We start from the raw sequence: 25,395 nt of genomic DNA, 5'->3' as shown, positions 1-25,395 counted from the left end.
GTTGTCATTTAATCTGTAAATTTCTTTATGCTTAGAATCACCTACTTCTTATCGTTGATGTTATTATTTTCCTGCACAGATAAACCTGCAGAATTAACCATGTTTGTAAAGATTCCCGCACATTTATCACATTTAGATTTTGAAAATACCCTTGTAGAAAATGAATTGTTCAATATTATGGATTATCAATATATGTACAATGGCGGCGGTGTAGGAGTAGCAGATTTTAATGGTGATGGTCTTCCCGATGTCTGTTTTACCGGTAATATGGTGAGTAGTAAAATTTACATCAACCAGGGGAATTTACGTTTTAAAGATATAACTGAAACCTCGGGCTTTACAACAGATAAATGGTGTACAGGTGTATCAATTGTAGATATCAATAATGACGGTAAACCAGATATACACATATCGACCGCGCACGATCTTAATTTAAAGGAATCTAAAAATTACTTCTACATCAATAAGACAGATGCAGACGGAATAGTAAAGTTTGAAAACCTTGCGGAAGAAATGAATCTAACAACTACGGGCTACGCCATACAGGCAGCCTGGTTAGATTATGACAAAGATGGCGACCTGGATATATATCTGGCAACAAACTCAAATGAAAATTACCCTAAGAACAATCCGTTTGGACAGCGCAAAGATGGCACAGGTAACAGCACAGATCATTTATTTCAAAATCAGGGGTTAAATGAAAACGGCATTCCGGTTTTTAAGGAAGTTTCTGCAGAAGCCGGTATTCAAATTGAGGGATGGAGTCTGGGCCTTAAAGTGCTTGATATTAATCAGGATGGTTTCCCAGATATATATGTGGCAAATGATTTTATGTCTAACGACATCTTGTATGTTAATAATGGGGACGGAACATTTACAAATAAGATAGCAACGTATTTTAAGCATCAAAGCCATAATAGTATGGGCATAGATGCTGCAGATTTAAATAACGATGCCCTGTTAGATCTGGTAGTACTTGATATGCTCCCAGATGATAACGTGCGTAAAAAAACCATGTTTTCAGAAATTCCTTATGATCGCTATAATACTGCCATAAAGTCTGGGTATCAGCCCCAATTTGTGCGTAATGTGTTGCAAATAAACACCGGAAACAACTTTAGTGATTTGGGCTATTTTTCGGGAATAGCAGCAACAGACTGGAGTTGGTCTCCTTTAATAGCAGATTTTGACAATAATGGCTATAAAGACATTTACATCACAAACGGCTACAAAAAAGACATCACAGATATGGATTTTGTCGATTTTAATAATTCGGCAAGTAGTTTTGAATCACGCGATAAGCACATTGAAAAATTACGCGCAGAATTGGCAAAAATGCCAGGTGTAAAAAAATCGAATTTCTATTTTCAAAATGAAGGGTTAAACAGGTTTTCAAATCAAACTAAAGCCTATGGCTTAGCATTACCCTCCTACTCTAACGGTGCTGTTTATGCAGATTTTGATTTAGACGGCGATCTGGATATGATTACAAATAACATAGATGAGCCTGCTTTTCTATTTGAAAACACCACGTTCAAAAAGGAAACAACCGCACATAATTATTTAAAATTAAACTTTCAGGCAAATGGGCAAGATCTGGGAGTAAAGGTGTGGTTGTATGCTCATAACGGTGTTCAGTTTTCAGAATTGTATCCGCATCAGGGTTATTTATCTTCTTTTGAACCTTCGCTGTATTTTGGTTTAGGCAAGTCGCAGCAAGCCGATTCTATACGTATTTTGTGGCCAGACAATACCACCATTCTCTTATCAAATGTTGAAAAAAACCAGGTACTTACACCCACAAAAGGAACAAAATTTCTAGCAGATCAAAATACACAAAAGCCTAAATCTTCCTATTTAACGCTTTATGAAGCAAAGGGTTTAAACTTTAGACCTAAAGAAACTACGTTTAACGATTTTAAAAAATGGCCGTTACTCTTTAGAGCACACAGCAAACCGGGCCCTGTCATAGTCACAGGAGATAGCAACGGTGACGGGATTGAAGATGTATTTGTAGGCGGATCGAAAAATCAAAGAAACCACCTCTATTTACAATCTAAAACAGGTGATTTTAAACTAAAAAAGGAAAATCTGGTCGCTTTAGATTCAATTTCTGAAGTTTCTGCAGCCTTGTTTTTTGACGCAGATGGTGACACAGATCTTGATCTTTATATCGCCTACGGAAGCTCTGAAAATTATTTTGACACCAGTCTTTATCAAGACAGGATTTTTGTAAATGATGGTACGGGTAACTTTACCTACTCCCCCAATAGCTTACCTAAGATAGAATTTCCTACCAATACGGTTGTACAAATTGATTATGATCAAGATGGTGATCTCGACCTCTTTGTAGGCGGCAGACTCAATCCCAATAACTACCCATATGCTCCGCGATCGTATCTTTTAGAAAACAACAATGGCATCTTTAAAGATGTTACTGCTTTAAAAGCGCCTGCACTTCTCAATCCGGGAATGGTGACGGGTGCTTCCGTACAGGATCTCAACGCAGATGGCACTGCAGATCTGGTTCTCGTTGGCGAATGGATGCCTATACAGGTCTATTACTCTAAAAATGGTAAACTCATACCAGACACCTCAGCAAATGGTTTAGCTAATACAAATGGCTGGTGGAACTGCATAAAATCTAGAGATTTTGATGGGGACGGAGATCTGGATTTTGTTGTAGGCAATTGGGGACTTAATAACCCATTTAAAGCTTCGGTAGAAGAACCGCTGCGTATTTATGCTAAAGATTATGATTCTAATGGAAGCATTGAGCCCATTATGACGCACTATGTGCAGCACAAAGAATATATTATGCAGCCCAGAAACACGCTTATAAGTCAGATACCTATGATACGTAAACGTACAGGCTCCTATAAAATGTACGGCAGCTCAACCTTTCAGCAACTTTTTGGAACCGTAAAATTTACTTCTGAAGAAATTTTAAATACATACATGTTACAATCTATATATATAGAAAATCTTGGCGACGGAACTTTTAAGTATACCGCTCTTCCTGATGAAGCGCAATGGGCACCTATTTTTGATTTTGAGTTTATAGATATAAATGCAGATAAAAAACCTGATATTCTCGCAGTAGGAAATTATATAGATACTGAAGTATTAACGGGACAATACGATGCAGGAAATGGTTTATGCCTTATAAATAGAGGACATAATACATTTACAGCTGCAAATGCTACAGAAAGTGGTTTTTATGTACCTGAAGAAGCCCGAAAAATCGTAAAACTAAAAACTGAAGATTCTAAAGATTTATACATTGTGAGTCTTCAAAATGCTCCTTTAAAACTATTTAAAACCCGGTAGAACTTGCAATACTGCCACTCAATAAAAACCCTGAAGCTACTAAAAACACATTATACACGTGATTTTTAGTAAGTTCAGGGAATAGCATTTATTCTAAACTATTTAATTCTACGCTGTTTCAAGTCGGTTTCTATTTGAGTTTCTGCTTTTTTATTAATCTCGTAGAAAAACAACAAGCCTATACCTATTAAAAAAGGTATTGCAGGATAAATACTCACCAGCAAACGGGTTCCCTGTATAGCACTTTCGGGCTGTATAAGCGCTTCTCCTGCTACCGCAGCTTCTTTAGTGATATAGTTATACAAACCTAAAATCCAAGTGACTAAAGCACTCCCAATACTCAACCCTCCTTTTAAACCTACCATCATTGCCGAAAATATAATAGCGGTTGCTCTTCGATTATTTTTCCATTCAGAATAATCTGCAACATCTGCAATCATTGCCCAAAGTAAGGGTATGGTTAACCCATAAAAGAATCCGTGTAGGATTTGGGAGAGAAATATTAAGCCTACAGACTCTTTTGAAAAAAAGTAAAAAGCTATTATAAAAAGTGTTGATAAAAATAAAGCCACACCAAAAACATCTCGTTTTCCGTATTTATCTGCAAAGCGTTTTGAGAAGGTAATTCCCACAATCATAAAGATAATACCGCCGGCATTAAAAAGACCAAAACCCGCAGAGACCGGGTTTTCCCCAAAAAAATTAATTCCTATAGAATTTAAAAAATCGAGTATAGGCTGTATAAACGTAGTAAGCGCATTTGGGTCTACATAATTTTTAAAGTAATAGACATACGAACCCCCTTTCATCGCAAGTGTTATAAAAACTAACGTAGTAAGCACCAGCATAATCACCCAAGGGCGATTTTTGAATAAATCACCCAGGTCTTCCTTAATACTTGACTTTTGATCTACAGATGGTATAATACGCTCTTTTGTGGTTAAAAAAGTAATGATGAGCATTATGGTACCTATTATAGCAAGCCATGTCATTACAATCTCAATGCCTACGGCTTTATCGCCATCTCCTGCAGATTCAATGATAGGCAGCATAAATACCTGAACAAAAAACTGAGCAAACATAACTGCCACAAAACGATAGGCAGATAAACTGTTGCGTTCTCCCATATCTCCCGTAATCACCCCACTAAGTGCGGAATAAGGAAGGTTATTAGAAGCATATAAGAGTAATAATAATGTGTAAGTTACGACCGCATAAATCACTTTACCTTTATACTCAAAATCTGGAGTTGTAAAGGCTAAAAGCGCTACAATACCTAAAGGTACTGCCGTCCAGATAATCCACGGTCTAAACTTACCATACTTCGATTTTGTACGATCTGCCAAAGCCCCTATTACTGGGTTGAAACCAAATGCAGCCACCAGTCCTACAGTAAGAATAATTGCTGAAGCATCATTTGCTTTTAAACCGTAGATATCTGTATAAAAATAGGCCAGGTAGGTCATTAAGGTTTGAAAAACCAAATTTGCTGAAAGATCGCCCAGGCTGTAGCCTATTTTTTCTTTGATCGATAATTTTTGTGAATGGGTGCTCATGAAATATGTGGTAGGGTATTTATTAGTTTAAGAGGAGCTTGTTTACATGATTTTGAATCATCACATTTTGTAATACAAACAAACTAGAAAACGTTTTACGCAAATACATCGTTTGCGTAATTAACCAGTTTAGTCTAGATGTTTCCATTTTTAATTTTAGCGATTAGGTGTTCAAAAAACACGTGTTGTTAGATCTCTAAAATTCGCCCAATTAAAATCCACCCAATACTAACTATGAAGCACTTGTTGAAACATTTGTGGCTAAATGCAGCAAATACGCGATCTACGAGCTCTATTTAAGCTCTGTAGGTAGAATCCCGAAATGAGCCTTAAAGCATTTAGTAAAATACGAAGGGGACGAGAAACCCACTTTAAAACAAACCTCACTTATTGAAGCATTACCACTCTCAATGAGTTCTTTTGCTTTTTCAAGGCGTATTTTTCTCAAGAATTCATTAGCAGAATTACCGGTAAGGGCTTTAATTTTTCGATACAACTGACTTCTACTTAAATTCAGCTCTTCGGCCAGATTTTCTACCGTAAGGTTTTCATCAGAAATATTTGTAGTAATATACTCCAGCACTTTTGTGATAAATTTCTTATCGAGCTGTGAGGTGTTTTCAGGAATCATGACATTATTAGAATCCTTTAGATATTTATTAAAAAGTACCTGACGACTCAAAATAATCTGACGTAATTGTGCCTTTAAAATTTTCATGTCAAAGGGCTTGTTGAGGTACACATCTGCACCGGCATCTATACCGGTTACCCAATCTTCAGTCATTGCCTTTGCCGTTAACATTATTAGTGGAATGTGACTGGTTTTTAAATCGGCTTTGAGCTGTGCGCAAAAAGCAAAGCCATCTAACTCGGGCATTACCACATCTGTAATGATTAAATCGGGTATCTTCTTCGAAGCAAGAGCTAAACCTTCGGTACCGTTAGAAGCTTCCAGAATAAAATATTCTGAAGAGAGTTCGTTTTTTAGATAATTGCGCAACTCTGCATTATCTTCAACAATAAGCAAACTTTTTAAATCGCTGTCTTTTAATAATTCTGAAACCGAATCCCTTTGAGGCGTATTATTTTGTGGCACAGTAGCACTTTCCTGCGGAACCAAAAACAGTTCATTTGCACTAAAGTGCGCATAGCCTAACGGGAAAAACAATTTAAACTTGGTTCCTATACCTTCTTCACTTTCTACTTCAATTTTACCTTTAAGAAGGTCTATAAAATTTTTAACCACCTCGAGACCTATGCCGGTACCGCCGTAGTATTGACTGTTCATTTTTTCAACTTGATAAAATCGCTCAAAAATTTTATCTACTTCCTCTTTTTTAATGCCCAGGCCGGTATCTTCAACCTGTATTTCTAGAGCAGAAACGGGTTCGTTCTCATCTACCAGCGGGAGTATTATTTTTTGATTACACCTGTACACGCTTACTGAAATACTACCAGAATCTGGTGTGATTTTAAAGGCATTTGACAATAAATTGAATAAAATTTTCTCAAGCATTGAAGGGTCGCTCCACAGATTTACATCAACCTCATCGGTCTCTACGCTAAGTGCTATATTTTTAAGTGAAGCTTCTTCTTCAAAATGAGAAGTGATTTCTTTAACAAAAGCTCCCGCATCTAATTTTGAAGCTTTTACCGAAAATTTATTGATCTCAAGCTTTCTAAAATCCATAAGCTCGTCTATAAGACGCTTGAGACGGTTTGTATTTTTATGAATTATTGCAAGCTTATCGGTAACGGGTTTGGGCATTTTTGAAAAACCCCCATCTATAATATCTTCTAACGGATTTAAAATAAGTGTGAGGGGCGTTCTAAACTCGTGCGAGATGTTTGTAAAAAACTGAAGCTTTCTATCATTTAATACTTCTTCCTGTATTCTTCTGTCCCGTTCTGAAGCTATTGCGCGTTTTTCGGCAACCCGTTGTTTTACGAGATTGTATATAAAAAAGGAAATAATAAGCAGTGCAAATAAGTATGCCCCAATAGCTGTATTTGTAGACCACCATGGGCGCAAAACTTTTATGTTTAATGTCTGCGGAATTTCATCCCAAACACCATCATTATTAGCGGCTTTTACTTTAAACACATAATCACCGGGAGGAAGATTTGTGTATGTAGCGCTTCTACTTTGACCTACATAATTCCATTTCTCGTCAAAGCCTTCTAGATAATATGCGTATTGATTTTTTTCAGATCGTGTAAAACTAATTCCTGCATATTCTATTGTAAATACAGATTGCGCACTGGTGAGTGTGATCGCCTCTGTTTGTGAAATAACTTTCTTTAACGGAGCATCTTCAGTATTAGGAATAACAGATTTATTAAAGAGTTTAAAGTCTGTAAAATAAACCTGCGGACTATAATCGTTAAAACTTATGTTCTTAGGATTTAAATAATTTATACCCTCATAACTACCAAAATATAAATAGCCATTCTCGTCTTTAAATGATGCGTTATAATTAAAATCATTTGCCAGAAGACCATCTTGCTTATCAAAATTCTTAAACATTTTTGAGGCGGTATTAAATTGCGTTAGACCATTGTTTCCACCTACCCAAATATTACCCAGATCGTCTTCTAATATAGAAGCAATCGTCTCTTGACCCAGGCCATCTACTCCAGTAAACCATGTAAATGTATTTTCAGCAGGATTGTATTTACACAAGCCGGCTCCTATGGTACCTGCCCAGATGATACCTTTAGAATCTTCAAATAGCGAAACGATGATATCTACCTCTGTTCTGTTTACTAGATTTTGACGCATTTTCTCTTTAAAAGAAATTGCACGCATACTGCCGTCAGGAAGTTGTTCTATTTCATAAAGACCACTGGTAGTACCCAGCCAAACCGCATCTTTTTTATCTACTAAAACAGTACGCACATCGCGCTGGCTCGCCAGGGGGTTCGAAAATAACTGGTCGTTGACGTGGGTGAATTTTTTAGTTTGTGGGCTGTATGAATGCAAGCCCATGAGAAATGTTCCTATCCAGATAGTGCCTTTTGAGTCTTCTGCAAAACTCATAATACGGTTTGATTTTAAACCGCCGTCAGTATTAGAGACATTGTATTGTATAAATGCCGAAGCATTTTCTGGCAGATAGAAAATTCCAGAATTCCAAGTGCCCACCCAAATTGTATTTTTACTGTCTATAAACAGTGTGACAATATCGCGGGCATCAAGATTTTTAGCAATGGGGTTGTTAGGATCTGTAAGGTGTGTGATATTTTTACTTGCCGTGTTATACACATCAACACCACCGCCGTCTATCCCTATCCAGATATTTCCTTTCTTATCGTTAATAATGCCGGTCACAGAAGCACCGTGCAGCGAATTATTAACATATGGCAGGCTTTCTATATCTTTAAATTTATCATAGAATTTATCGTAAACAGCCAATCCTTGATTGTAATATCCTATCCAGATACGGCCTTGCGTGTCTACAAACAAAGACCAAATAGAATTTGATTTTATGCTTCCGGTATCAAATTTATTATGCCTGTAATTTTTATAAACCTGATCATTTTTATCGATAACAAAGAGTCCGTCATTTTCAGTTCCGCAGAGCATTTTACCATCTGGAGCCTGTGCAATAGCAAGAATACGTTTATCACTTATTTCATAACGTAATGTTGTATAATTTCCTCGCGCATCAAAGCTTATTTTAAATAATCCGTTTGCAAAGGTTCCCACCCATAAAGCACCGGTATTATCAAAATATAAGGTTTCAATATGATGTGATATAAGTTTATCATCTTGTTCATATTGAGCTAATACCGGTTCTACAATGGTACCCGTATATTTAAAAAGCCCTTTATTTGTACCTATGTATAAATCTCCGTGTGTACTATTTACAATGCTGTTAACTTCTAGCGAATTAATTCCTGAAAACCGCACGGGCACCTGATATCCCTTTAATGTTTTTGGGTTTACTTTAAAAAGCCCGTGATAATGCGAGCCTATTAACAAATTGCCATTTGCATCTTCCTGTATCGCCCTAATTTGAATATTTGAAACCTCTAGTGAGTCTACATAAAGCTTAACTTCTTTAAAATTATCAAAATCTCGATTATACAGATTTAACCCATAGTTTGTACCTGCCCACAGGCGATTTGCCTTATCTATAAAAAGTTTATGTATAAGTGAGCTACCTAAAGAGTTGCTATCATTAAAATTCTGCTTGTACGATGTTAAGTCGGCACCATTATATCTATTTATGCCTACGCCATTTGTACCAAACCAAATAAAACCCAGACTATCCTGAACAATTGTAGAAACAGCTCGTTGTGTATTTCCGTTTGCAATATTTAAAAAACGGTACTCTTCTCCTACTTCCTGAGCAAATAGACTACTTTGTAGTAGTAAACTAAAAATAACTGCTAACTTGAAAGACACTCTAATCTTCATAATTCTTTAAAACGAAAAGGTACAGGTTAATTCTATTTTGACGCGTATAGGGAGTTCGTTAATTTAAAAAAAGAAAAATATCTTTTTAAAAAAATGGAAGAACTTCAGCTTTAAATTTTAGACCACATATTAGATAAATTTCAATATAAATAGAAAAAAATAACAGATTTGCAAATGCACCATATGTACTAGCAAGAGCAACATATATACTAGAGACTACCAGTATTAACCAAGATATTTGAGCTATAAAGAAATTAATATCACAGATAAATCTATTTTAAAATATTACCTGCATAAACTATAAACTCCTATGAAGAATAGAATTAAAACATATATTCAAACCCTGCTCTTATTAATCATAGCTATATTTACAACAACTGCACAAGTACAAGAATCATCAATTCCGCATCTTAGAAAACAAGGTAATGCCACTCAACTTATTGTAGAAGGGAAGCCTTTTTTAATATTGGGAGGAGAACTGGGCAATTCTACGTTTACCAGTCTTGAAAATATGGCGCCTGTATGGCCCAAGTTGAAAGCACTCAATCTCAATACTGTTTTAGCTCCCGTTTACTGGGAATTATTAGAACCGGAAGAAGGAAAGTTTGAGTTTCAGCTTTTAGATGATTTACTAAAAGAAGCTCGTAAAAACGAACTCAAAGTGGTGTTGCTTTGGTTTGGTTCCTGGAAAAATAGTATGTCTAGTCATGCTCCATCCTGGGTAAAAACCAATCAGGAGAAATTTCCGCGAGCAAAAGATGATAACGGAATTAGCCAGGAATTACTTTCCCCATTTAGCTCGGCAAATTTAAATGCAGATCGCGCTGCGTTTAAAGCATTAATGCTGCATTTAAAAGAGTTTGATTCAAAAGAACAAACTGTAATTATGGTACAGCCCGAAAATGAAATAGGAATGCTACCCGCTGCACGAGATCACAGCAAAGAAGCTAATCTCAAATTTGAAATGGCAGTTCCGCAAGCTTTAATAACTTATATGCAGAAACATAAAGAGAATCTTGTGCCAGAACTTTATAGCGCGTGGGAACAACAGGGGTTTAAAACAAAGGGAAATTGGGAAGAACTCTTTGGTAAGGGAGACCACACCGATGAGTTTTTTATGGCCTGGTATTTTTCTGAATTTACAAATGCGGTTATTACAGCCGGTAAAGATGCATATGCGCTCCCTATGTTTGTAAATGCTGCTTTAAATTACAAAGGTCGTAAACCGGGTGAATACCCCAGTGCCGGCCCTCTGCCGCATTTAATGGATATCTGGAAAGCTGCGGGTTCTAAAATAGATTTTATGGCTCCCGACTTTTACAATCCAGATTTTAAATATTGGAATGATTTATATGTAAGACAGGGAGACCCTTTATTTATTCCTGAGCATCGCTATGATAATACCATTGCCGGGAAAGCTGCTTTTGCGATAGGTCACTATGAGGCAATAGGTTTTTCGCCATTTGCAATAGAATCTGCTGAAAATCCCGAAAATCAACCCTTATCTAAAATGTATAATTTACTGCGACAATTAACGCCAATACTAATGGCTAATCAGGGTCAAAATAAAATTGAAGGAGTCTTGCTTGATAAGGAAAATGAAGGGAACGTAATTACTCTGGGAGATTATGAATTTACATTTAACCACAGTTACAAATTAGGTTGGGAGGATGCCGCTAAAAATGAAAATTGGGATATGGCAGGAGCACTCATTGTACAAACCGGAGCGCATGAGTTTTATATAGCAGGAAACGGAATCTATGTAACCTTTAAAAATCTCAAAAATCCAGATTTACATGTGGGCATTTTAAAAGTAGATGAAGGAGTTTTTGAGAATGATACCTGGAAAACAATACGCCATTTAAATGGTGATCAGACGCATCAGGGCAGGCATTTGCGCATCTTTAAAGAAGATTATAAAATACAGCGTTTAGAGCTTTATAATTATAAATAAAAGTAGATTTCAATTAAAATATATACGTCACCATCTTATTAAACAAAAAAAGAAAGCCAAAAAATAGTACACATAAAATAATAACCTGCAGATAAAATTTAAAATGGTTTGTTTTCATCTGTTTTAAAATTTAAGTGAGTTATAAACTTCTTGTGTCTCTTTACGTGTTATCTTATTTCTAACGAAATAAGGCGCTCATAAATGATGTTTTGTAGCGCTTTAAACTCTCTAAAATGATTTATAAACTGATTGCGCTGCATATCTTGCTCGTGATTCCAATCTAAATTGTAAACCCCAGAGCCGTATTCTTTTTCTTTTTGAAGTCTCTGCTCCTGTCTAAATAAAGCAGCAAGAAATAACGTATTTTTTCTTCTGAATGCGAGCAGGTTATAATTTAAAGAATTGTTTTTTAATAGTTTTTTTTCGATAGCAGTTAATTGGTTTATCTCTACAGTGAGCTGCTCTAGTTGCATCATCCAGAAATTCAATTCTTTAATGTCTTTATTAAAAAGTTGAATTGTAAAAAAATAGTCTTGAGATTTATTCATTAGTATACAGCCAGAATCTTACTTCAACCCTGCTTGAATGTTGTTTTTAAGTTGAATATTTGATTGCAGGTTTAAACTATTAAAAAAACTGCATTTTAATTTTGTGCATTGTTCAGCATGATAGTTAAATAATCGTCTTAGCTGCTCGTGCTGGCGTTGATAATAAATTTCACAATCCATATCATCGCATTCTCTATTATCTTCAACCTGATTTACATATTTATAATAAATATTAAGCTGTGAGCTTGTTTCTGCTTTCTTATCAACTATCTTTTGAATTAGGCTTGAGTCTATAGTATGATTTTGTTCAACGAGATTAACGAGTGTTTCAAACTCCAGATTTAGATTTTCTAATAGCTTAATCCAGGTATACAGTTCTGCGCGTGTATTCTTTTGAAAAAGATCAAACTCATTATCGTGATTATAAGCACTTGTATTCATAATATAAAAATTTACTCAACTATTATAAAACAGTAGTATCAATAGAAGTGTCTTGCTGCAAAACAGCTTTAATAAGTACACGTTTAGAACCATCTGGGAAATCGCCTAAGACTTCATCTCCTTCAGAGAAACCCATTAATGCAGCACCTAAAGGTGACATAACAGAAATTCGTTTTTTTAAGAGATTACTTTGCGCAGGAGGCACTATGTATAAATCGTGTGTTTGCTCGCTGCTCTCAACCGTAACTTTACTATTAAACCGAACCACATCTGCGGGGACATCTATATCCTCGCAGATCATGGCCAGTTGTAATTCTTCGTTCAATTTATGTATTGAATCGCGTATAATAGGGTCGTCTAAATGATAGGAGATATTCATAATACGCTTTAAAAGAACGTATTCTTTCTTCTCTAAAATTAAGCTTCCGTATTTCAAAACAGGTATTTCAATTATGGGAAAATCCCGCGTTGCACGTATGCTTTTTCAATACGCTCTATCGCTAAAATGTACGCAGCAGAACGCATATCTATATTACGCTCTTCTGCAGCATTGCATACATCGTGAAAGTTTGCTCCCAGTTTTTTATCTAATTTTTCAATAACCTCATCAAGCTTCCAAAGCTCTCCGTTACGGTTTTGAAGCCACTCAAAATAACTGGTTATAACCCCGCCAGAATTGCATAAAATATCAGGAATGATGGTCACACCTTTTTTAAGTAGAATTTTTTCTCCCTCTACATTTGTTGGTCCATTAGCACCTTCAGCTATAAGAGTTGCTTTAATATCTGCGGCATTATCTTCGGTGATTTGATTTCCTAATGCTGCCGGAATAATAAGATCACAGTCTATACCAAAGAAAGTGTCTTTCTCAATTTCGCTAGCACCCGGAAAATTCTGAACACCGCCTTCATTAGCATTAATATGGGTAAACAGATCTGCTACTCCTATACCTTCTGCCTTATAAATACTTGCGAAAGCATCTTGAACACCTACCATAAGAGCTCCTTCCTGCTCCATAAAATAAGCGGCCCAGTATCCTACATTTCCAAAGCCCTGTACAATATATTTTTTGCCTTTAAGCGGCATATTGTTTTTTTCTGCCCAGAGTTTGATACATAAATAAACGCCATATCCTGTTGCACGATCACGGCCTTCAAGACCACCAGAACCTACCGGCTTACCGGTAACAACGTGTTGATGCGTAGAACGCTCAGACGGACTTTTTGTAGACATGTATGTATCTGCAATCCACGCCATCGTTTGCGCTCCTGTGTTAACATCTGGCGCAGGTATATCATGTTCAGGTCCTATGTTTTCACCTAATGCATACGTAAACCTACGGGTAATACGCTCTAATTCAGATTGAGAATACAGTTTAGGATTTATTTGAATACCTCCTTTTGCACCCCCGTATGGTAAACCAGCCAATGATGTTTTCCAGGTCATCCACATAGCTAAAGCCTTTGCAGCATCAATATCTACTGTATCGTGGTAACGCAGGCCGCCTTTATAAGGTCCTAAAGCATTGTTGTGTTGTACACGATAACCTGTAAAAATTTCGACATCGCCATTATCCATCTTTACCGGAAAATGTATGATAATCTCATTGTTAGTTACGCTAAGAATCCTGCGTATGTTAGGATTTAAATTGATAATATCTGCCGCAGTATTAAACTGCTCCAGAACATTTTCTACCATCCCCGTAGCATTAGATTTTGAAGGACGATTTACAACTACCGTTGTATCTTTTTCTAGACTTGTCATATAAATTTATTATTTCAAGGTTACTTCACCAGTTGATAAAGCACCCTTCAAATTTATGCTAACTGCGCTAACTGCATTAAAAAACTTTGATCCATCTGCGAGTTTAACGTCAATTTTAGAAATACAGCCTTCTTCATGTTGTACACCTGTTATTTCTACCTCTTTATTATTTAATTTTTTGTAGTCTACGATGCCTCCACGTTTAATTATGAAGTTTTTCTTCGGAAAATTTATATGTTGAAAGGTCGTATTTGTATCACCAGAAATTTTTAGAACATCACCCACTTTCAAATCTGGAGTATCACATTGCTTTTGTGCCTGAAGACTTAATGAACCAAAAGCGATAAGCATTGTAAATAAAATAGTTTTCATAGTACTGTGTTTTAAGTTTAATAATTAATTTTTTCGTTGCTGTGTTTGTATTAAATGTGCGTTTATCAGCGTATCTGAAAAGTCGTATTCGCTGCAAGACCATACCTGATCTTTTTGCATAGTTAGCACACACGTATGCACGTGTCTGCAACTGGGGCAAATGTTAAATGAATTGATTTTCATAGTATATAACTTTAACTATACTGCTAAAGGCAATACTAATGCCAATACCGCATTAATAAAGCAGAACAAACCTCAACACATTTATAATTAGACACTTATAGTATTGTGTGTTATTTTTTTCGATTTAAGAAATAGGAAAAGTTTACCCAAGTGGGTAAGGATTGACCAGCTGGTGTATGTAGCACCAATTAATGGTTTTAAAATTTTAATCGTTAAATAAGAAATCCCGTCCTTTACTTGTCTGTGCTGTTGCACCTTAGCGATGCAATTTGATAGTTAATCTTTAAGTTTTTCGCGAAGTGTTTTGCGGGTAATTTGAAGAATTTCTGCTGCCTTGGTCTTGTTGTTACCTGTAGCTCTAAGTACTTTTAATATATAATTCTTTTCCATTGCAGCTAAAGTAGTTAAAGCCTCTTCCGGAAAATCTAAAACATATTTCAAGTGATCTGGTAAATGTGTTACCTTAATATTCTTGTCACACATTATAACAGCTCGTTGTATTACATTTTCTAACTCTCTAATATTACCGGGCCATTGATAGCGCTTTAAAACGTCTACAGCTTCTCTATCTATTTTTATAAACCGGTCTTTGTATTCAACCCCGTATTTAAAGAGAAATTTTTCTACAAGCAAGGGTATATCTGCTACACGTTCGCGTAATGGCGCAACATTTATCTCTACCACACTAAGCCTGTAATACAAATCTTCTCTAAAAGTTTGTTTTTTAATCATCTCGTGTAGATCACTGTTTGTTGCTGCAATCACACGTAAATCTATTTTTTCTGGGATCTGCGATCCTATACGTACTACTTCTTTTTCCTGTAAAACACGTAGTAATCGCACCTGTACTGCAAGCGAAGCATTGCCTATTTCATCTAAAAAAAGCGTACCACCCTGAGCCGCTTGAAAAGCTCCTTTTCTATTTTTATCTGCTCCTGTAAAAGCTCCTTTTGTATACCCAAAAAGTTCTGCTTCAAGTAAATTTTCAGGAATACCTCCACAATTAACTGCAATAAATGGTGCCGCAGCAAACTTTCCGCTGTAGTGAATAGCCCGCGCCACCAGTTCTTTACCAGTACCACTTTCACCCGTAACCAGAACTGTAGCTTTGTTGTTTTTTACACGATCAATAATCTGCAGAACCTCACTTATTTTTTCGGAAGTACCTATTATTTCATTAAACGCAGTATCATTATTTTTTGAACGCTGAATTGGTTCAACACCCTCTTTTAAATCTTTAGGGATTGCTTTTTCAATAGCATTTTTTAATTCATCTTTAGTAAAGGGTTTAGTAAGATACTCGAGAACGCCAGATTTAATCGCTGCAAGCGAGTCTTGAACCGAAGGATAGCCGGTAACTATTAACTTAGGAATCTGTGGGTAATGCTCAGAAACAAATTTTATAAGTTCGAAGCCATCTATTTGAGGCATTTTTAAGTCTGTAATCAACAAATCTACTTGAGTATCGCTTAAAATACTCACGGCCTCTTTAACAGAAACTGCCCTGTAGGTATGATAATCCCAAGAGTTTAAATGCCGCTGCAATAGCTCTAAGATATTGAGGTCATCATCAACAATAAGAATATTCTCTTTACGTAATTGCATCTCGTTTATTTAGGTAAGCTTACTATAAATGTAGCGCCTTTATCACTATTGTTTTCTGCACTAATCGTTCCCTGATGGCTTGCTACAATGCCATGTACCACGCTAAGTCCTAAACCAGAACCTTCTCCCGTAGGTTTTGTGGTAAAAAACGGCTGAAAAACTTTTTCCAAAGCGTCTTCAGTTAAACCGGGACCTTCATCAATGATTTTTAAAACAATTGTATTTGAATCTTCGTGGACTTCAACAGTAACTAATCCTTCTTCTGGAGTAAAGTATATAGCATTTATAATAAGATTAAAAATAATTTGCGTGATTTGCACAGTATCTGCCCGCAAAAACATTTCCTCTTCCTGTATTTTTACTATGTATTTTACCCGCTCTTTTCTAAAGGTAGCGTCAAGCAGATTAATAGCATCATTAATATGAGGTACGATGTTTATCTTCTTTTTTTCCTGAGGCATAGCACAGGCAAAAAACATGAGTTTCTTTACCACCTCTCTAGAAAAAATAGCGTTTTTAATAATCTTATCTAAATCTGCTACTGTTTCTTTATCATCTTCAAAATTATCTTTAAGTAGTTCTGAAAAACCTAAAATATTAGCCAGAGGTGTATTGAGCTCATGAGCAATACCCGCAGTAAGTTCGCCTAAAATTGATAGGCGGTCTGCACGCTCCATCTGTTGTTTAAGTAAGGTCTCACTACGTTTAATTGCAACCCGCTCTAGAAAATCTCCAATTTTAAGTGCAATATTGTCTATTAGCTGCTGCTCTTCCGCAAGAAAAAGCAACTCTTTTTTATTAAGACCTACCTGCAGAATACCTTCTTCTTTGTTGAATAAATTTATTGAAGCTTTTAAAAAATTGTCTGTTTTAAAATCGCCCGTATTTGTGCTGGTCTCCCCCTGTTGAATTTTAATCTCGGTGAATTCAGGATACTGAAAAGCCCGCTTTAAACATAAGCTAATAGCTCTAAAAGTCTCTTCCTGCTCCTCAGGATTTGCATTTACCAGAATTGAAGAAACTTCATAAAGGCAGGTAAGTTCTTTGATACGTTCTCTTAATGCATCTTCGGGACTATTCATAAATTTAAATATGTTACCATGATTACCCTAAATACTGAAAACTTCAAGCTGCAAAATTACGCTTGCTTTCAGTTTACTCACCACGTTTAAACCTCAATATCAAATATCCTAAAATCGCTGCAATTAATGAACCTATAAGTATGCCCATTTTTGCAGATAAGTTATAAATAGGATCACTCGCAAAAGCTAAATTAGAAACAAAAATTGCCATCGTAAAACCTATACCTGCCAGAAAAGAAGTCCCTATAATGTGCTGCAGCGTAATATCTTTAGGAACTACAATAAGTCTCATTTTTTGTGCTAAAACTACAATTGCCGTGATGCCTATACTTTTACCTAAAACAAGACAAACAATTATATTTATTATCAACATGGTATCTAGATTTACATCACTTGACAAGGTTATCCCTGCATTAGCAAGTGCAAATATTGGAATTATTAAATAGGCTACCCAGCCATGTAAATTATGCTCCATATGCTGCAATGGAGATTGATATCTACTCGTCCAATCTTGTAAATCATCTATTTCTTGTATTTGCTCCTTACTTAAAATAGGTTTCTTAGATATAGCTGCCTCTTTAATATTGGTGGTAATAGCTACCAGATTTTCTATAAAAGCCGGTGTGTTTATGGTTTGTCGTATAGGTACTGAAAATGCCAGTAATACGCCTGCAAGTGTAGGGTGAATGCCCGACTTGAGAAACAATACCCAAATTATAATCCCAAACGTAATTAAAACAAATTTTGAATAATACCGCTTGTACGAGAGTAAGTACAACATCCCTAAGAGCGCAACAGCAATACTTAAAAGTATGAGATTAATAGTCCCACTATAGAAAAAAGCAATCACCAGCACTGCTCCCAGATCATCAACGATGGCAAAAGCCGTTAGAAATATTTTGAGACTAAGCTGTACTTTTTTACCTAATGTATTTAAAATCGCAAGAGAAAAAGCAATATCTGTTGCCATAGGTATTCCCCAACCTTTATAGGTTTCTCCATTGTTATTTAGTACCAAGAAAAACACAACCGGTATCAGCATTCCGCCTACTGCACCAAAGAGTGGAAAAGCCATTTTTTTTAATGAATTTAATTCTCCTATGAGAACCTCGCGCTTTATTTCTAACCCTATCAAAAAGAAGAAAATAGTCATAAAACCATCATTTACCCAAAGAATTAATGGTTTATAGAGTTCAAAATGCTCTGTTTTAATACCTATTTTAAAATCCCATAAAGCAGCATAGCTTGACCCGAGGGGTGAATTTGCCCAGATTAGTGCGGTTAGGGTTGCTAATAAAAGAAGTATTCCTCCTGAACTTTCAATTTTTACAAATTTTTGAAATGGAGTAATGCGTAGTATTTTTTTTTCCATAGAGAATTTTTAAAGGATAATCAATACTGCCCCGGGTTGTGCAAGATGCTTCCTACTAACGGCTTTTCTTTACCCTATAAAAGAGAATAAATTGTATGGCTATCCCGGTTATAATAAGAAATAGGATTTCTAAATTAGAAAGGAGCTCACTAAAATCTAAAGACTTTTGAGCATTAAATGTAAGATCTCTACTCTCTCTAATTTGAATTTCAGAAAGTTCTTTAAGATTTACCTGCATTGCTTCTAGCGTTTGAGAAATTTTGTCTTTAAGCACAACTGTATCTTTTACCGGTTGAGAATATTGAGATTCTAATTGAATTAATCGATCAAAGTTCGCCTGTAATTTATCGAAATTTCGTGCTTCGGCAATAGTAAGCTTAGTCTCTTTAAAATTTAAAAGAAGTGTACGTATATTCTCATTTTCTTTAAGTCGTTGCAGCTTAACAAGACTATCTTTTAGAGCCAAACGCTTATAAAATAAAGCATTAGATATCGAGAATATATAATCCTGTACTACAACTCGATCATTATAAACTTCTTTAACTGAGTTTTGAGCGACTTCAAAATGTTTTCGATCTATACGATTAGTAGCCAGTACCAATAAAAAAACAATGGAAAGGGCGAGAATGGCGTTTACGCGTTTTGATATCGATATTTTTTTAAACATACTTGGTTGTACTTAAGGTTTGTATTTCTTTGAATATGAACCTGCAAAGACTTTTCCAAATCAAAATGAAACAAAACTGAAAATATATAACCGCCTAAATACCTGTATTTTACGCAAAAAGGAACAGATTATAACATGTTCTATTAATGGATTTATTTTTCCCGATAGGGTAATTATTACCCATAACAAATTATATAGCAATAAATTACACTGATACACAAAAATCTAAAAAGGGAACAAAGCGTAATCCAGAAACATAAAATTCTAAAATTTTCCTATTTCAACATAGCGAGATCAACCACAGTTCTAAAACCGGTATGGTCTGAAGAAGAATTTAAGCTTTGCCCCATACGGGCAGAAATGCGATAGCTCGCACAATAAGACTTGTCACACAAAAACGAACCTCCTTTAATCACCTTCTCCTGTTGATAAGGATTTTCAGGATTAAATGGTTTTTCCGGTCCTTGTGGATTGAGTGACTTTTTGCTACTATCTATATCCTGATAATAACGCACTGAAAACCAGTCTTGGGTCATCTCCCACACGTTACCTGACATATCGTAAATACCAAGTGAGTTAGACTCAAAAGAAGCTACCGGTGCTGCATATGCAAAACCATCTTCTTTTATATTTTTATTAGGGAAATCACCTTGCCATGTATTTGCCTTAGTAGTTAATTCTTTCTCATCATTTCCCCAGGTATATATACCACCATGCATTTTTCCATGGGCAGCGGCTTCCCATTCGGTTTCGGTAGGCAGTCTCCTATTTGCCCATTGGCAATAAGCAAGAGCATCTTTATAGGTAATATGAACAACAGGATAATTTTCTTTTCCCTTAATCGAACTTTCTGGTCCCTGAGGGTGCTGCCAATTGGCTCCTATTTTCCATTCCCACCATTGTGTATAATTATCCAAATCTATTACCTGCTCAACGTTACGATTAAATATTAAAGAGCCAGGCTGTAATAGGCTGTCTGCGGGCTTTGGAGTTCCTGCCGGTAATTCTTTTTTTAATTCCCCCCATTTAATAGGCCGTTCTGCCACAGTAACATAACCCGTCGCATCAACAAAATCTTTAAATTGAGCGTTTGTAACTTCGGTCTTATCTATAAAAAAACCATCTACAACTACAGGATGTGCGGGTTTTTCGCGCGGTAAAGCCAGTAGATCAGTAGCTGTTGCTCCCTGAGTAAACTGTATCCCCGACACCCAGACCATTCCGTCTGGTGTAGCAATACTATCTGGTTGTGCTATAATTCGTGGCGCTATTTCTAAAGCTGCATTTTCTGTAATAGTTTTTATAGGGTGCTTCTCTCTACACCCCGTTGCTTGTGTGCATAAAACTAGCGGCATCAATAAGACGGAAAGATATTTTTTTAAGATCATAACGTACTAATTATATTGAAGCTAATCTTCCTCATACCCAGGCAAACGGTTCTCAGGTAAAAGTAACCACGTAAGTACTTCTAATAAAGTTTTTGCTGTTAATTGTAAATTTACAGAAGCCCAATAGCGCTTATTCAAATCTAAAAAATACTACTTTTGTAGCGATGAGAACATTGATTCTGACCCTTTCTATTATCACACTTTTTTCTTCGGTTTTTCCGTGCTGTTTTACAGAGCAATTTTGCGATTCTGCATCTTTTGAAATATGTGATGACACCTCACAGAGTGATCACGATGTTGATCATTTACCCTGCTCTCCATTTTTTAGCTGCGGAAACTGTACCGGTTTTATTAGCCCTAGTTTTGATCAAATTTCATTTATACAAGAATCTATTTTGACTTCTAAGATCATATCCTATAAAAGTCTGAACACGTATAACTTCTGTTCACCTTCCTTTAAGCCTCCTAAGGCTAGATATAGAAATTCTTTCGATTTCGCTTAAGCGAAAAAACACATTTTATAATCAAAACATTTACAAATTGAAACATCTCGTTTTAATGTTGTGGCTATTAGCATGCACAACAACCTGGGCTCAAAATTCATTTGAAGCCACTATACAAGAATCTGAAAACAACGAACCGCTTTATGGCGTTTCCGTATTCATTAAAACTTTAAACAATGGTGCAGTCACTAATATGCAAGGTCTCGTACATTTAAAGAATATACCAGACGGCACACACACTATAGAAATTAGTTATGTAGGTTTTAAAACCTTAAGAATTACACGAAATTTTCCTTTAGATAATCAATATTTAAATGAAACAATCCTACTTCAGGAATCTCACGAAGAAATGGACGAAATTATTTTGACCTCTACACGAAGTTCAAGAACTTTTCAAGATACTCCTTCCCGTCTAGAATTTATTGCCGGTGAAGAATTAGCCGAGAAAGGAAATATGAAACCCGGTGATATTAGAATGCTACTTAATGAAAGTACCGGAATACAAACGCAGCAAACCTCTGCTACCAGTTACAACTCGAGTATTAGAATACAAGGTTTAGACGGTAAGTACACCCAGTTAATACGCGATGGTCTTCCGTTATATTCGGGTTACTCAGGCGGATTAAGCCTAATGCAAATCGCACCCTTAGACCTTAAGCAAGTCGAAGTAATTAAAGGTTCGTCTTCAACATTATATGGCGGCGGTGCGATTGCAGGTCTGGTAAACCTAATTTCAAAAACACCTCAAGAAGAACGAGAGTTAAGTTTTATGGCCAATGCCACATCAGCATTAGGTTTAGATTTGAGCGGTTTTTATTCTGAAAAATATGGCAAAATAGGGACCACAGTTTTTGCTTCCTACAATACCGCTACTCCTTATGATCCGGCAGATATAGGCCTTACAGCGATTCCTAAATACGATCGTTTTACCTTAAACCCCAAGCTCTTTTTGTACTTAAATGAAGAAACTAATTTAAATATAGGCTTCAATTTTGTTACTGAAAATCGCTTGGGCGGATCGATAGATTTTATAAAAGAAGATCGCGATGCGGGTTATTTTGAACGCAATAGCACAGACCGTTTTTCGACACAACTGCTAGGGTCGCATAGCTTCTCGAGTACCTTGTCACTGGTAGTCAAAAACAGCATTAGTTTTTTTGATCGAAAGATTGAAATCCCTGACTATACATTTGCAGGAAAGCAAACCTCCTCATTTTCAGAAATAAACCTAACCGCAATTGAGGAGAAGACCGAGTGGGTTGCCGGTATTAATTTATGGACGGAAGACTTCAAACAATATGAGGGAAATCCCAATCAGGATTTAAGTTTTACAAATTATACCTTCGGAATGTTTGCCCAGAATATATGGGATATTGAAGAAAATTTGACGCTTGAAACCGGCTTGCGAGGTGACTATCAAAGTGATTACGGGTTTTATATACTTCCCCGATTTTCTGTAATGTACAAGCCATCAACACAACTTACCTTAAGAGCCGGTGGAGGTTTAGGTTATAAAACACCCACCGTTTTTACAGAAGATGTAGAGCGCTTGCAGTTTCAGAATATATTACCTATAGATGTTGATGAAACCAGTGCAGAGCAATCTATGGGATTTAATTTAGATGCAAATTATAAATGGTCTATTACAGAGGATCTGAATCTATCTACAAATATTCTGTTGTTCTATACACAAATTAATGACCCCCTATTGCTAACCAGAACATCGGGTTCTTCGTTTGAATTTACTCAACCCGATGGTGCAATAGATACAAAAGGGATAGAAGCAAACTTGCGTTTAAGTTATCACGATTTTAAATTATTTGTAGGCTATACGCTTGCTGATGTAAACCAGGAGTATAACGGTAAGCGCGAGCAATATCCTCTAGTAGCAACCCACCGCCTAAACAATGTGTTGATGTATGAAAAACACGAAAATTTCTGGATAGGTCTCGAAGGATACTACTACAGCCCGCAACAATTAAATGACGGTGCTACCGGTGATGCATACTGGATTGTAGGTGTAATGACCGAAAAGAAATTAGGAGATAAATTTTCGTTATTTCTAAATTTTGAAAACCTACTAGACACGCGTCAAACCAGATTTGACACTATTTACACAGGAAGCATTGATGATCCTCAATTTAGAGATATTTATGCACCTGTAGATGGGTTTGTAATTAATGGAGGCTTTAAGCTAAAATTATAGCACTTAACCTGTACTATAACTTATAACAAATCCGTATATCGCTACTTAACGATATGCGGATTTATTGTTTAGGTCTTGAATTATTTTACTAAAGACGGTCTATCCAGTTATCTTCAAAATATTTTATTGGATTAGCTCCTTCAAAATAGTTGTTAAGTAAGTTGTTGCAATAGACCTTAAAAACAAAAAAGCCCAACATTTCTGTTGAGCTTTGTACCCCGGGCGGGAATCGAACCCGCACTCGTAAGAACTGGGTTTTGAATCCAAATAATATAAAATGAAAACAAAACATTTTTTATTATATATCATTGCTTTTTAGAGTTTTAATAAATTATGGTTTTATTAAATATCATTAAAAAGTAAATTTAGTTGTACCTATGTTGTACCTGTATTTTATATCTTTATTGCTATAAATTATAAAAATATGACTTCAAACACCAAAATAGTTATACGAAAGAAATCGAATAAAGAAGGACTTTATCCTCTAGCTATTAGAATAACTAAAAACAGACGGTCCACCTATCATTATATTGGTCATTATATCAATCTAAAAGATTGGGATGAAAAAAACTTAAAAGTTAGAAAATCAAACCCTAATGCTGCACAACTTAACAATTTGATCACAACTAGACTATTAGAAGCAAATCGAACTTTGGTAAACCTACAGTCAAACAATATGGATTTATCAGCAAATCAGATTAAAAAAGAGCTTTACTCGAATTCAAAGACAAAGAATTTTTATGAAGTAGCTCAGGAGTTTCTATTTGAGTTGGATCAAAATAAAAAGCTTGCACAGTTATCAGCAGATAAGGTACGGGTTAATCACGTAATCAATTTCCATAACTCAAAACAACTGACGTTTGAGGAAATTGATGAAGCTTTTCTCAGAAAATTTAAAATTTATCTTAAAAGTAAAATTAACCTTTCAGAAAGATCTATAGTTAATAACCTTATTGTCATCAGAACCATCTACAACAGAGCTATTAAGTCGAGGATTGTTGACAGGAAACTATATCCTTTTGGTGCAGATAAGATTAGAATAAAGATTCCAGAAGCTCAAAAAATTGGATTAAGTGTTAATGAAATAAAGGCATTTGCATCTTTAGAAAACCTCACAAATGAGGAAAAGCATGCTCAAAATATATGGCTTTTTAGTTTCTATTTAGCAGGTATCAGAATAGCAGATTTATTAAAAATAAAGTGGAGTGACATTTTTGATGATAGATTACATTATACCATGAATAAGAACTCCAAGGTTCTTTCATTAAAATTGCCAGAAAAGGTACATCCTATCCTTAATTATTATAAACCGCTTCAAAATAATAATGATGATTTTATATTTCCAGAAATGAAGATTGCTGACCTTAGTAACTCAAAAGATATATATGCCAAGACAAAAACAGCAACAAAGAATATAAACTATCATTTAAAGGAGGTGGCTAAAAAAGCCAAAATTAAAAAAAAAGTAACTATGCATATTGCACGTCATAGTTTTGGACATATTTCTGAAGATAAAATTCCAATACAAATGTTACAGAAACTATATCGCCATTCTTCATTAACTACAACAATAAATTATCAATCCAATTTCATTCATAAAGATGCTGATGATGCACTTAATAGTGTAGTGAATTTTTAAGGAAAATTCCAAATATCAACTTTTTAAAAAAAGCCATCTAAATAAATTTTCTCTTCTGATATAGTTAAGTTCCCAAGAAGTTATATGTCTCATTAAACCTTATAAATGTCTCTAGGCAATTAGTATAAGTTTGTCCTTTCTATAATATTCAAGTCTCTTTTTATTTATTAAAATGCTAACATATAATCCTTTTAAGAACCCTAAGTTCATTGTATTCGTCCTTAAAAAATAGAAAAACCATAAACATAACTATAATCTCTGTCTGGATAGAATAATAAGGTGTTATTAAACTAATAATTCTGAGTCAAGTATTATTAGAAGTATAATTCGAGCGGTGATAATTTATATAACAGATATGCAGA

At 35.5% G+C, this 25,395-nt stretch carries 16 protein-coding genes; 4 read left to right on the top strand and 12 right to left on the bottom strand.

Translation table 11 applies throughout. From position 1 onward, the window contains the following. Positions 1–27 precede the first annotated feature (27 nt). Positions 28–3,330: a VCBS repeat-containing protein gene (locus tag P164_RS16015; RefSeq protein WP_028377336.1), complete on the top strand. Its 3,303-nt coding sequence runs from the start codon at positions 28–30 to the stop codon at positions 3,328–3,330. A 98-nt stretch (positions 3,331–3,428) separates the two neighbouring features. Here the strand turns inward: P164_RS16015 and P164_RS16010 are convergent, their stop codons facing one another. Both P164_RS16010 and P164_RS16005 read right to left on the bottom strand, forming a co-directional pair. Then, on the bottom strand, positions 3,429–4,886 hold the full coding sequence (locus P164_RS16010; RefSeq protein WP_028377335.1) for an MFS transporter: 1,458 nt from the start codon (positions 4,884–4,886) through the stop codon (positions 3,429–3,431). 292 nt (positions 4,887–5,178) lie between these two features. Then, on the bottom strand, positions 5,179–9,309 hold the full coding sequence (locus P164_RS16005; RefSeq protein WP_028377334.1) for a two-component regulator propeller domain-containing protein: 4,131 nt from the start codon (positions 9,307–9,309) through the stop codon (positions 5,179–5,181). A gap of 310 nt (positions 9,310–9,619) precedes the next feature. On the opposite strand from P164_RS16005, the gene P164_RS16000 reads away from it, so the two are divergent. Beyond that, positions 9,620–11,263 carry a DUF5597 domain-containing protein gene (locus tag P164_RS16000; protein ID WP_051621384.1) on the top strand — a complete coding sequence of 548 codons (1,644 nt, stop codon included), beginning with the start codon at positions 9,620–9,622 and terminating at the stop codon, positions 11,261–11,263. Positions 11,264–11,430: 167 nt separating this feature from the next. On the opposite strand, the gene P164_RS15995 is transcribed toward P164_RS16000, so the two are convergent. From P164_RS15995 to P164_RS15950, 10 genes are all read right to left on the bottom strand, one after another. Then, positions 11,431–11,811, bottom strand: coding sequence for a hypothetical protein (locus tag P164_RS15995; protein WP_028377332.1), 381 nt, complete (start codon positions 11,809–11,811; stop codon positions 11,431–11,433). 18 nt (positions 11,812–11,829) lie between these two features. Continuing rightward, positions 11,830–12,252, bottom strand: a complete 423-nt coding sequence (locus tag P164_RS15990; protein ID WP_028377331.1) for a hypothetical protein — start codon at positions 12,250–12,252, stop codon at positions 11,830–11,832. 22 nt (positions 12,253–12,274) lie between these two features. Beyond that, positions 12,275–12,688, bottom strand: a complete 414-nt coding sequence (locus P164_RS15985; RefSeq protein ID WP_028377330.1) for a GreA/GreB family elongation factor — start codon at positions 12,686–12,688, stop codon at positions 12,275–12,277. 14 nt (positions 12,689–12,702) lie between these two features. Then, entirely contained in the window at positions 12,703–13,950 is a 1,248-nt protein-coding gene (locus P164_RS15980; protein ID WP_051621418.1) for a Glu/Leu/Phe/Val family dehydrogenase, read from the bottom strand. 75 nt (positions 13,951–14,025) lie between these two features. Next, positions 14,026–14,388 carry a hypothetical protein gene (locus tag P164_RS15975; RefSeq protein ID WP_051621383.1) on the bottom strand — a complete coding sequence of 121 codons (363 nt, stop codon included), beginning with the start codon at positions 14,386–14,388 and terminating at the stop codon, positions 14,026–14,028. 459 nt (positions 14,389–14,847) lie between these two features. Further along, the gene (locus P164_RS15970; protein ID WP_028377328.1) at positions 14,848–16,176 is read right to left on the bottom strand and encodes a sigma-54-dependent transcriptional regulator; all 1,329 of its coding nucleotides are present in this window, start codon (positions 16,174–16,176) and stop codon (positions 14,848–14,850) included. Between the two features lie 5 nt (positions 16,177–16,181). After that, positions 16,182–17,258: a sensor histidine kinase gene (locus P164_RS15965; protein ID WP_028377327.1), complete on the bottom strand. Its 1,077-nt coding sequence runs from the start codon at positions 17,256–17,258 to the stop codon at positions 16,182–16,184. Positions 17,259–17,331: 73 nt separating this feature from the next. Next, on the bottom strand, positions 17,332–18,630 hold the full coding sequence (gene nhaA, locus P164_RS15960; protein WP_028377326.1) for a Na+/H+ antiporter NhaA: 1,299 nt from the start codon (positions 18,628–18,630) through the stop codon (positions 17,332–17,334). A 55-nt stretch (positions 18,631–18,685) separates the two neighbouring features. Further along, the gene (locus tag P164_RS15955) at positions 18,686–19,297 is read right to left on the bottom strand and encodes a hypothetical protein (RefSeq protein WP_028377325.1); all 612 of its coding nucleotides are present in this window, start codon (positions 19,295–19,297) and stop codon (positions 18,686–18,688) included. Between the two features lie 275 nt (positions 19,298–19,572). Then, on the bottom strand, positions 19,573–20,685 hold the full coding sequence (locus P164_RS15950; RefSeq protein ID WP_028377324.1) for a formylglycine-generating enzyme family protein: 1,113 nt from the start codon (positions 20,683–20,685) through the stop codon (positions 19,573–19,575). A 540-nt stretch (positions 20,686–21,225) separates the two neighbouring features. On the opposite strand from P164_RS15950, the gene P164_RS15945 reads away from it, so the two are divergent. Both P164_RS15945 and P164_RS15940 read left to right on the top strand, forming a co-directional pair. Continuing rightward, positions 21,226–23,394, top strand: coding sequence for a TonB-dependent receptor (locus P164_RS15945; protein ID WP_234405876.1), 2,169 nt, complete (start codon positions 21,226–21,228; stop codon positions 23,392–23,394). 424 nt (positions 23,395–23,818) lie between these two features. Then, on the top strand, positions 23,819–25,033 hold the full coding sequence (locus tag P164_RS15940) for a site-specific integrase (RefSeq protein WP_028377322.1): 1,215 nt from the start codon (positions 23,819–23,821) through the stop codon (positions 25,031–25,033). Positions 25,034–25,395: the final 362 nt, after the last annotated feature.

The organism is Leeuwenhoekiella sp. MAR_2009_132 (assembly GCF_000687915.1).
In the GTDB taxonomy this organism is placed as follows: Bacteria; Bacteroidota; Bacteroidia; order Flavobacteriales; family Flavobacteriaceae; genus Leeuwenhoekiella.
The sequence above is the reverse complement of the archived record's forward strand: the minus strand, read 5'-3'. Positions and strand labels throughout refer to the sequence as shown.

Coding starts and splice junctions, on each gene's coding strand:
- nhaA (WP_028377326.1), bottom strand. CDS start 18,630: ATGGAAAAAAAAATACTACGCATTACTCCATTTCAAAAATTTGTAAAA.
- P164_RS15970 (WP_028377328.1), bottom strand. CDS start 16,176: ATGCAATTACGTAAAGAGAATATTCTTATTGTTGATGATGACCTCAAT.
- P164_RS15940 (WP_028377322.1), top strand. CDS start 23,819: ATGACTTCAAACACCAAAATAGTTATACGAAAGAAATCGAATAAAGAA.
- P164_RS16000 (WP_051621384.1), top strand. CDS start 9,620: ATGAAGAATAGAATTAAAACATATATTCAAACCCTGCTCTTATTAATC.
- P164_RS16005 (WP_028377334.1), bottom strand. CDS start 9,309: ATGAAGATTAGAGTGTCTTTCAAGTTAGCAGTTATTTTTAGTTTACTA.
- P164_RS15955 (WP_028377325.1), bottom strand. CDS start 19,297: ATGTTTAAAAAAATATCGATATCAAAACGCGTAAACGCCATTCTCGCC.
- P164_RS15980 (WP_051621418.1), bottom strand. CDS start 13,950: ATGGTAGAAAATGTTCTGGAGCAGTTTAATACTGCGGCAGATATTATC.
- P164_RS15975 (WP_051621383.1), bottom strand. CDS start 14,388: ATGAAAACTATTTTATTTACAATGCTTATCGCTTTTGGTTCATTAAGT.
- P164_RS16010 (WP_028377335.1), bottom strand. CDS start 4,886: ATGAGCACCCATTCACAAAAATTATCGATCAAAGAAAAAATAGGCTAC.
- P164_RS15995 (WP_028377332.1), bottom strand. CDS start 11,811: ATGAATAAATCTCAAGACTATTTTTTTACAATTCAACTTTTTAATAAA.
- P164_RS15950 (WP_028377324.1), bottom strand. CDS start 20,685: ATGATCTTAAAAAAATATCTTTCCGTCTTATTGATGCCGCTAGTTTTA.
- P164_RS15990 (WP_028377331.1), bottom strand. CDS start 12,252: ATGAATACAAGTGCTTATAATCACGATAATGAGTTTGATCTTTTTCAA.
- P164_RS16015 (WP_028377336.1), top strand. CDS start 28: ATGCTTAGAATCACCTACTTCTTATCGTTGATGTTATTATTTTCCTGC.
- P164_RS15965 (WP_028377327.1), bottom strand. CDS start 17,258: ATGAATAGTCCCGAAGATGCATTAAGAGAACGTATCAAAGAACTTACC.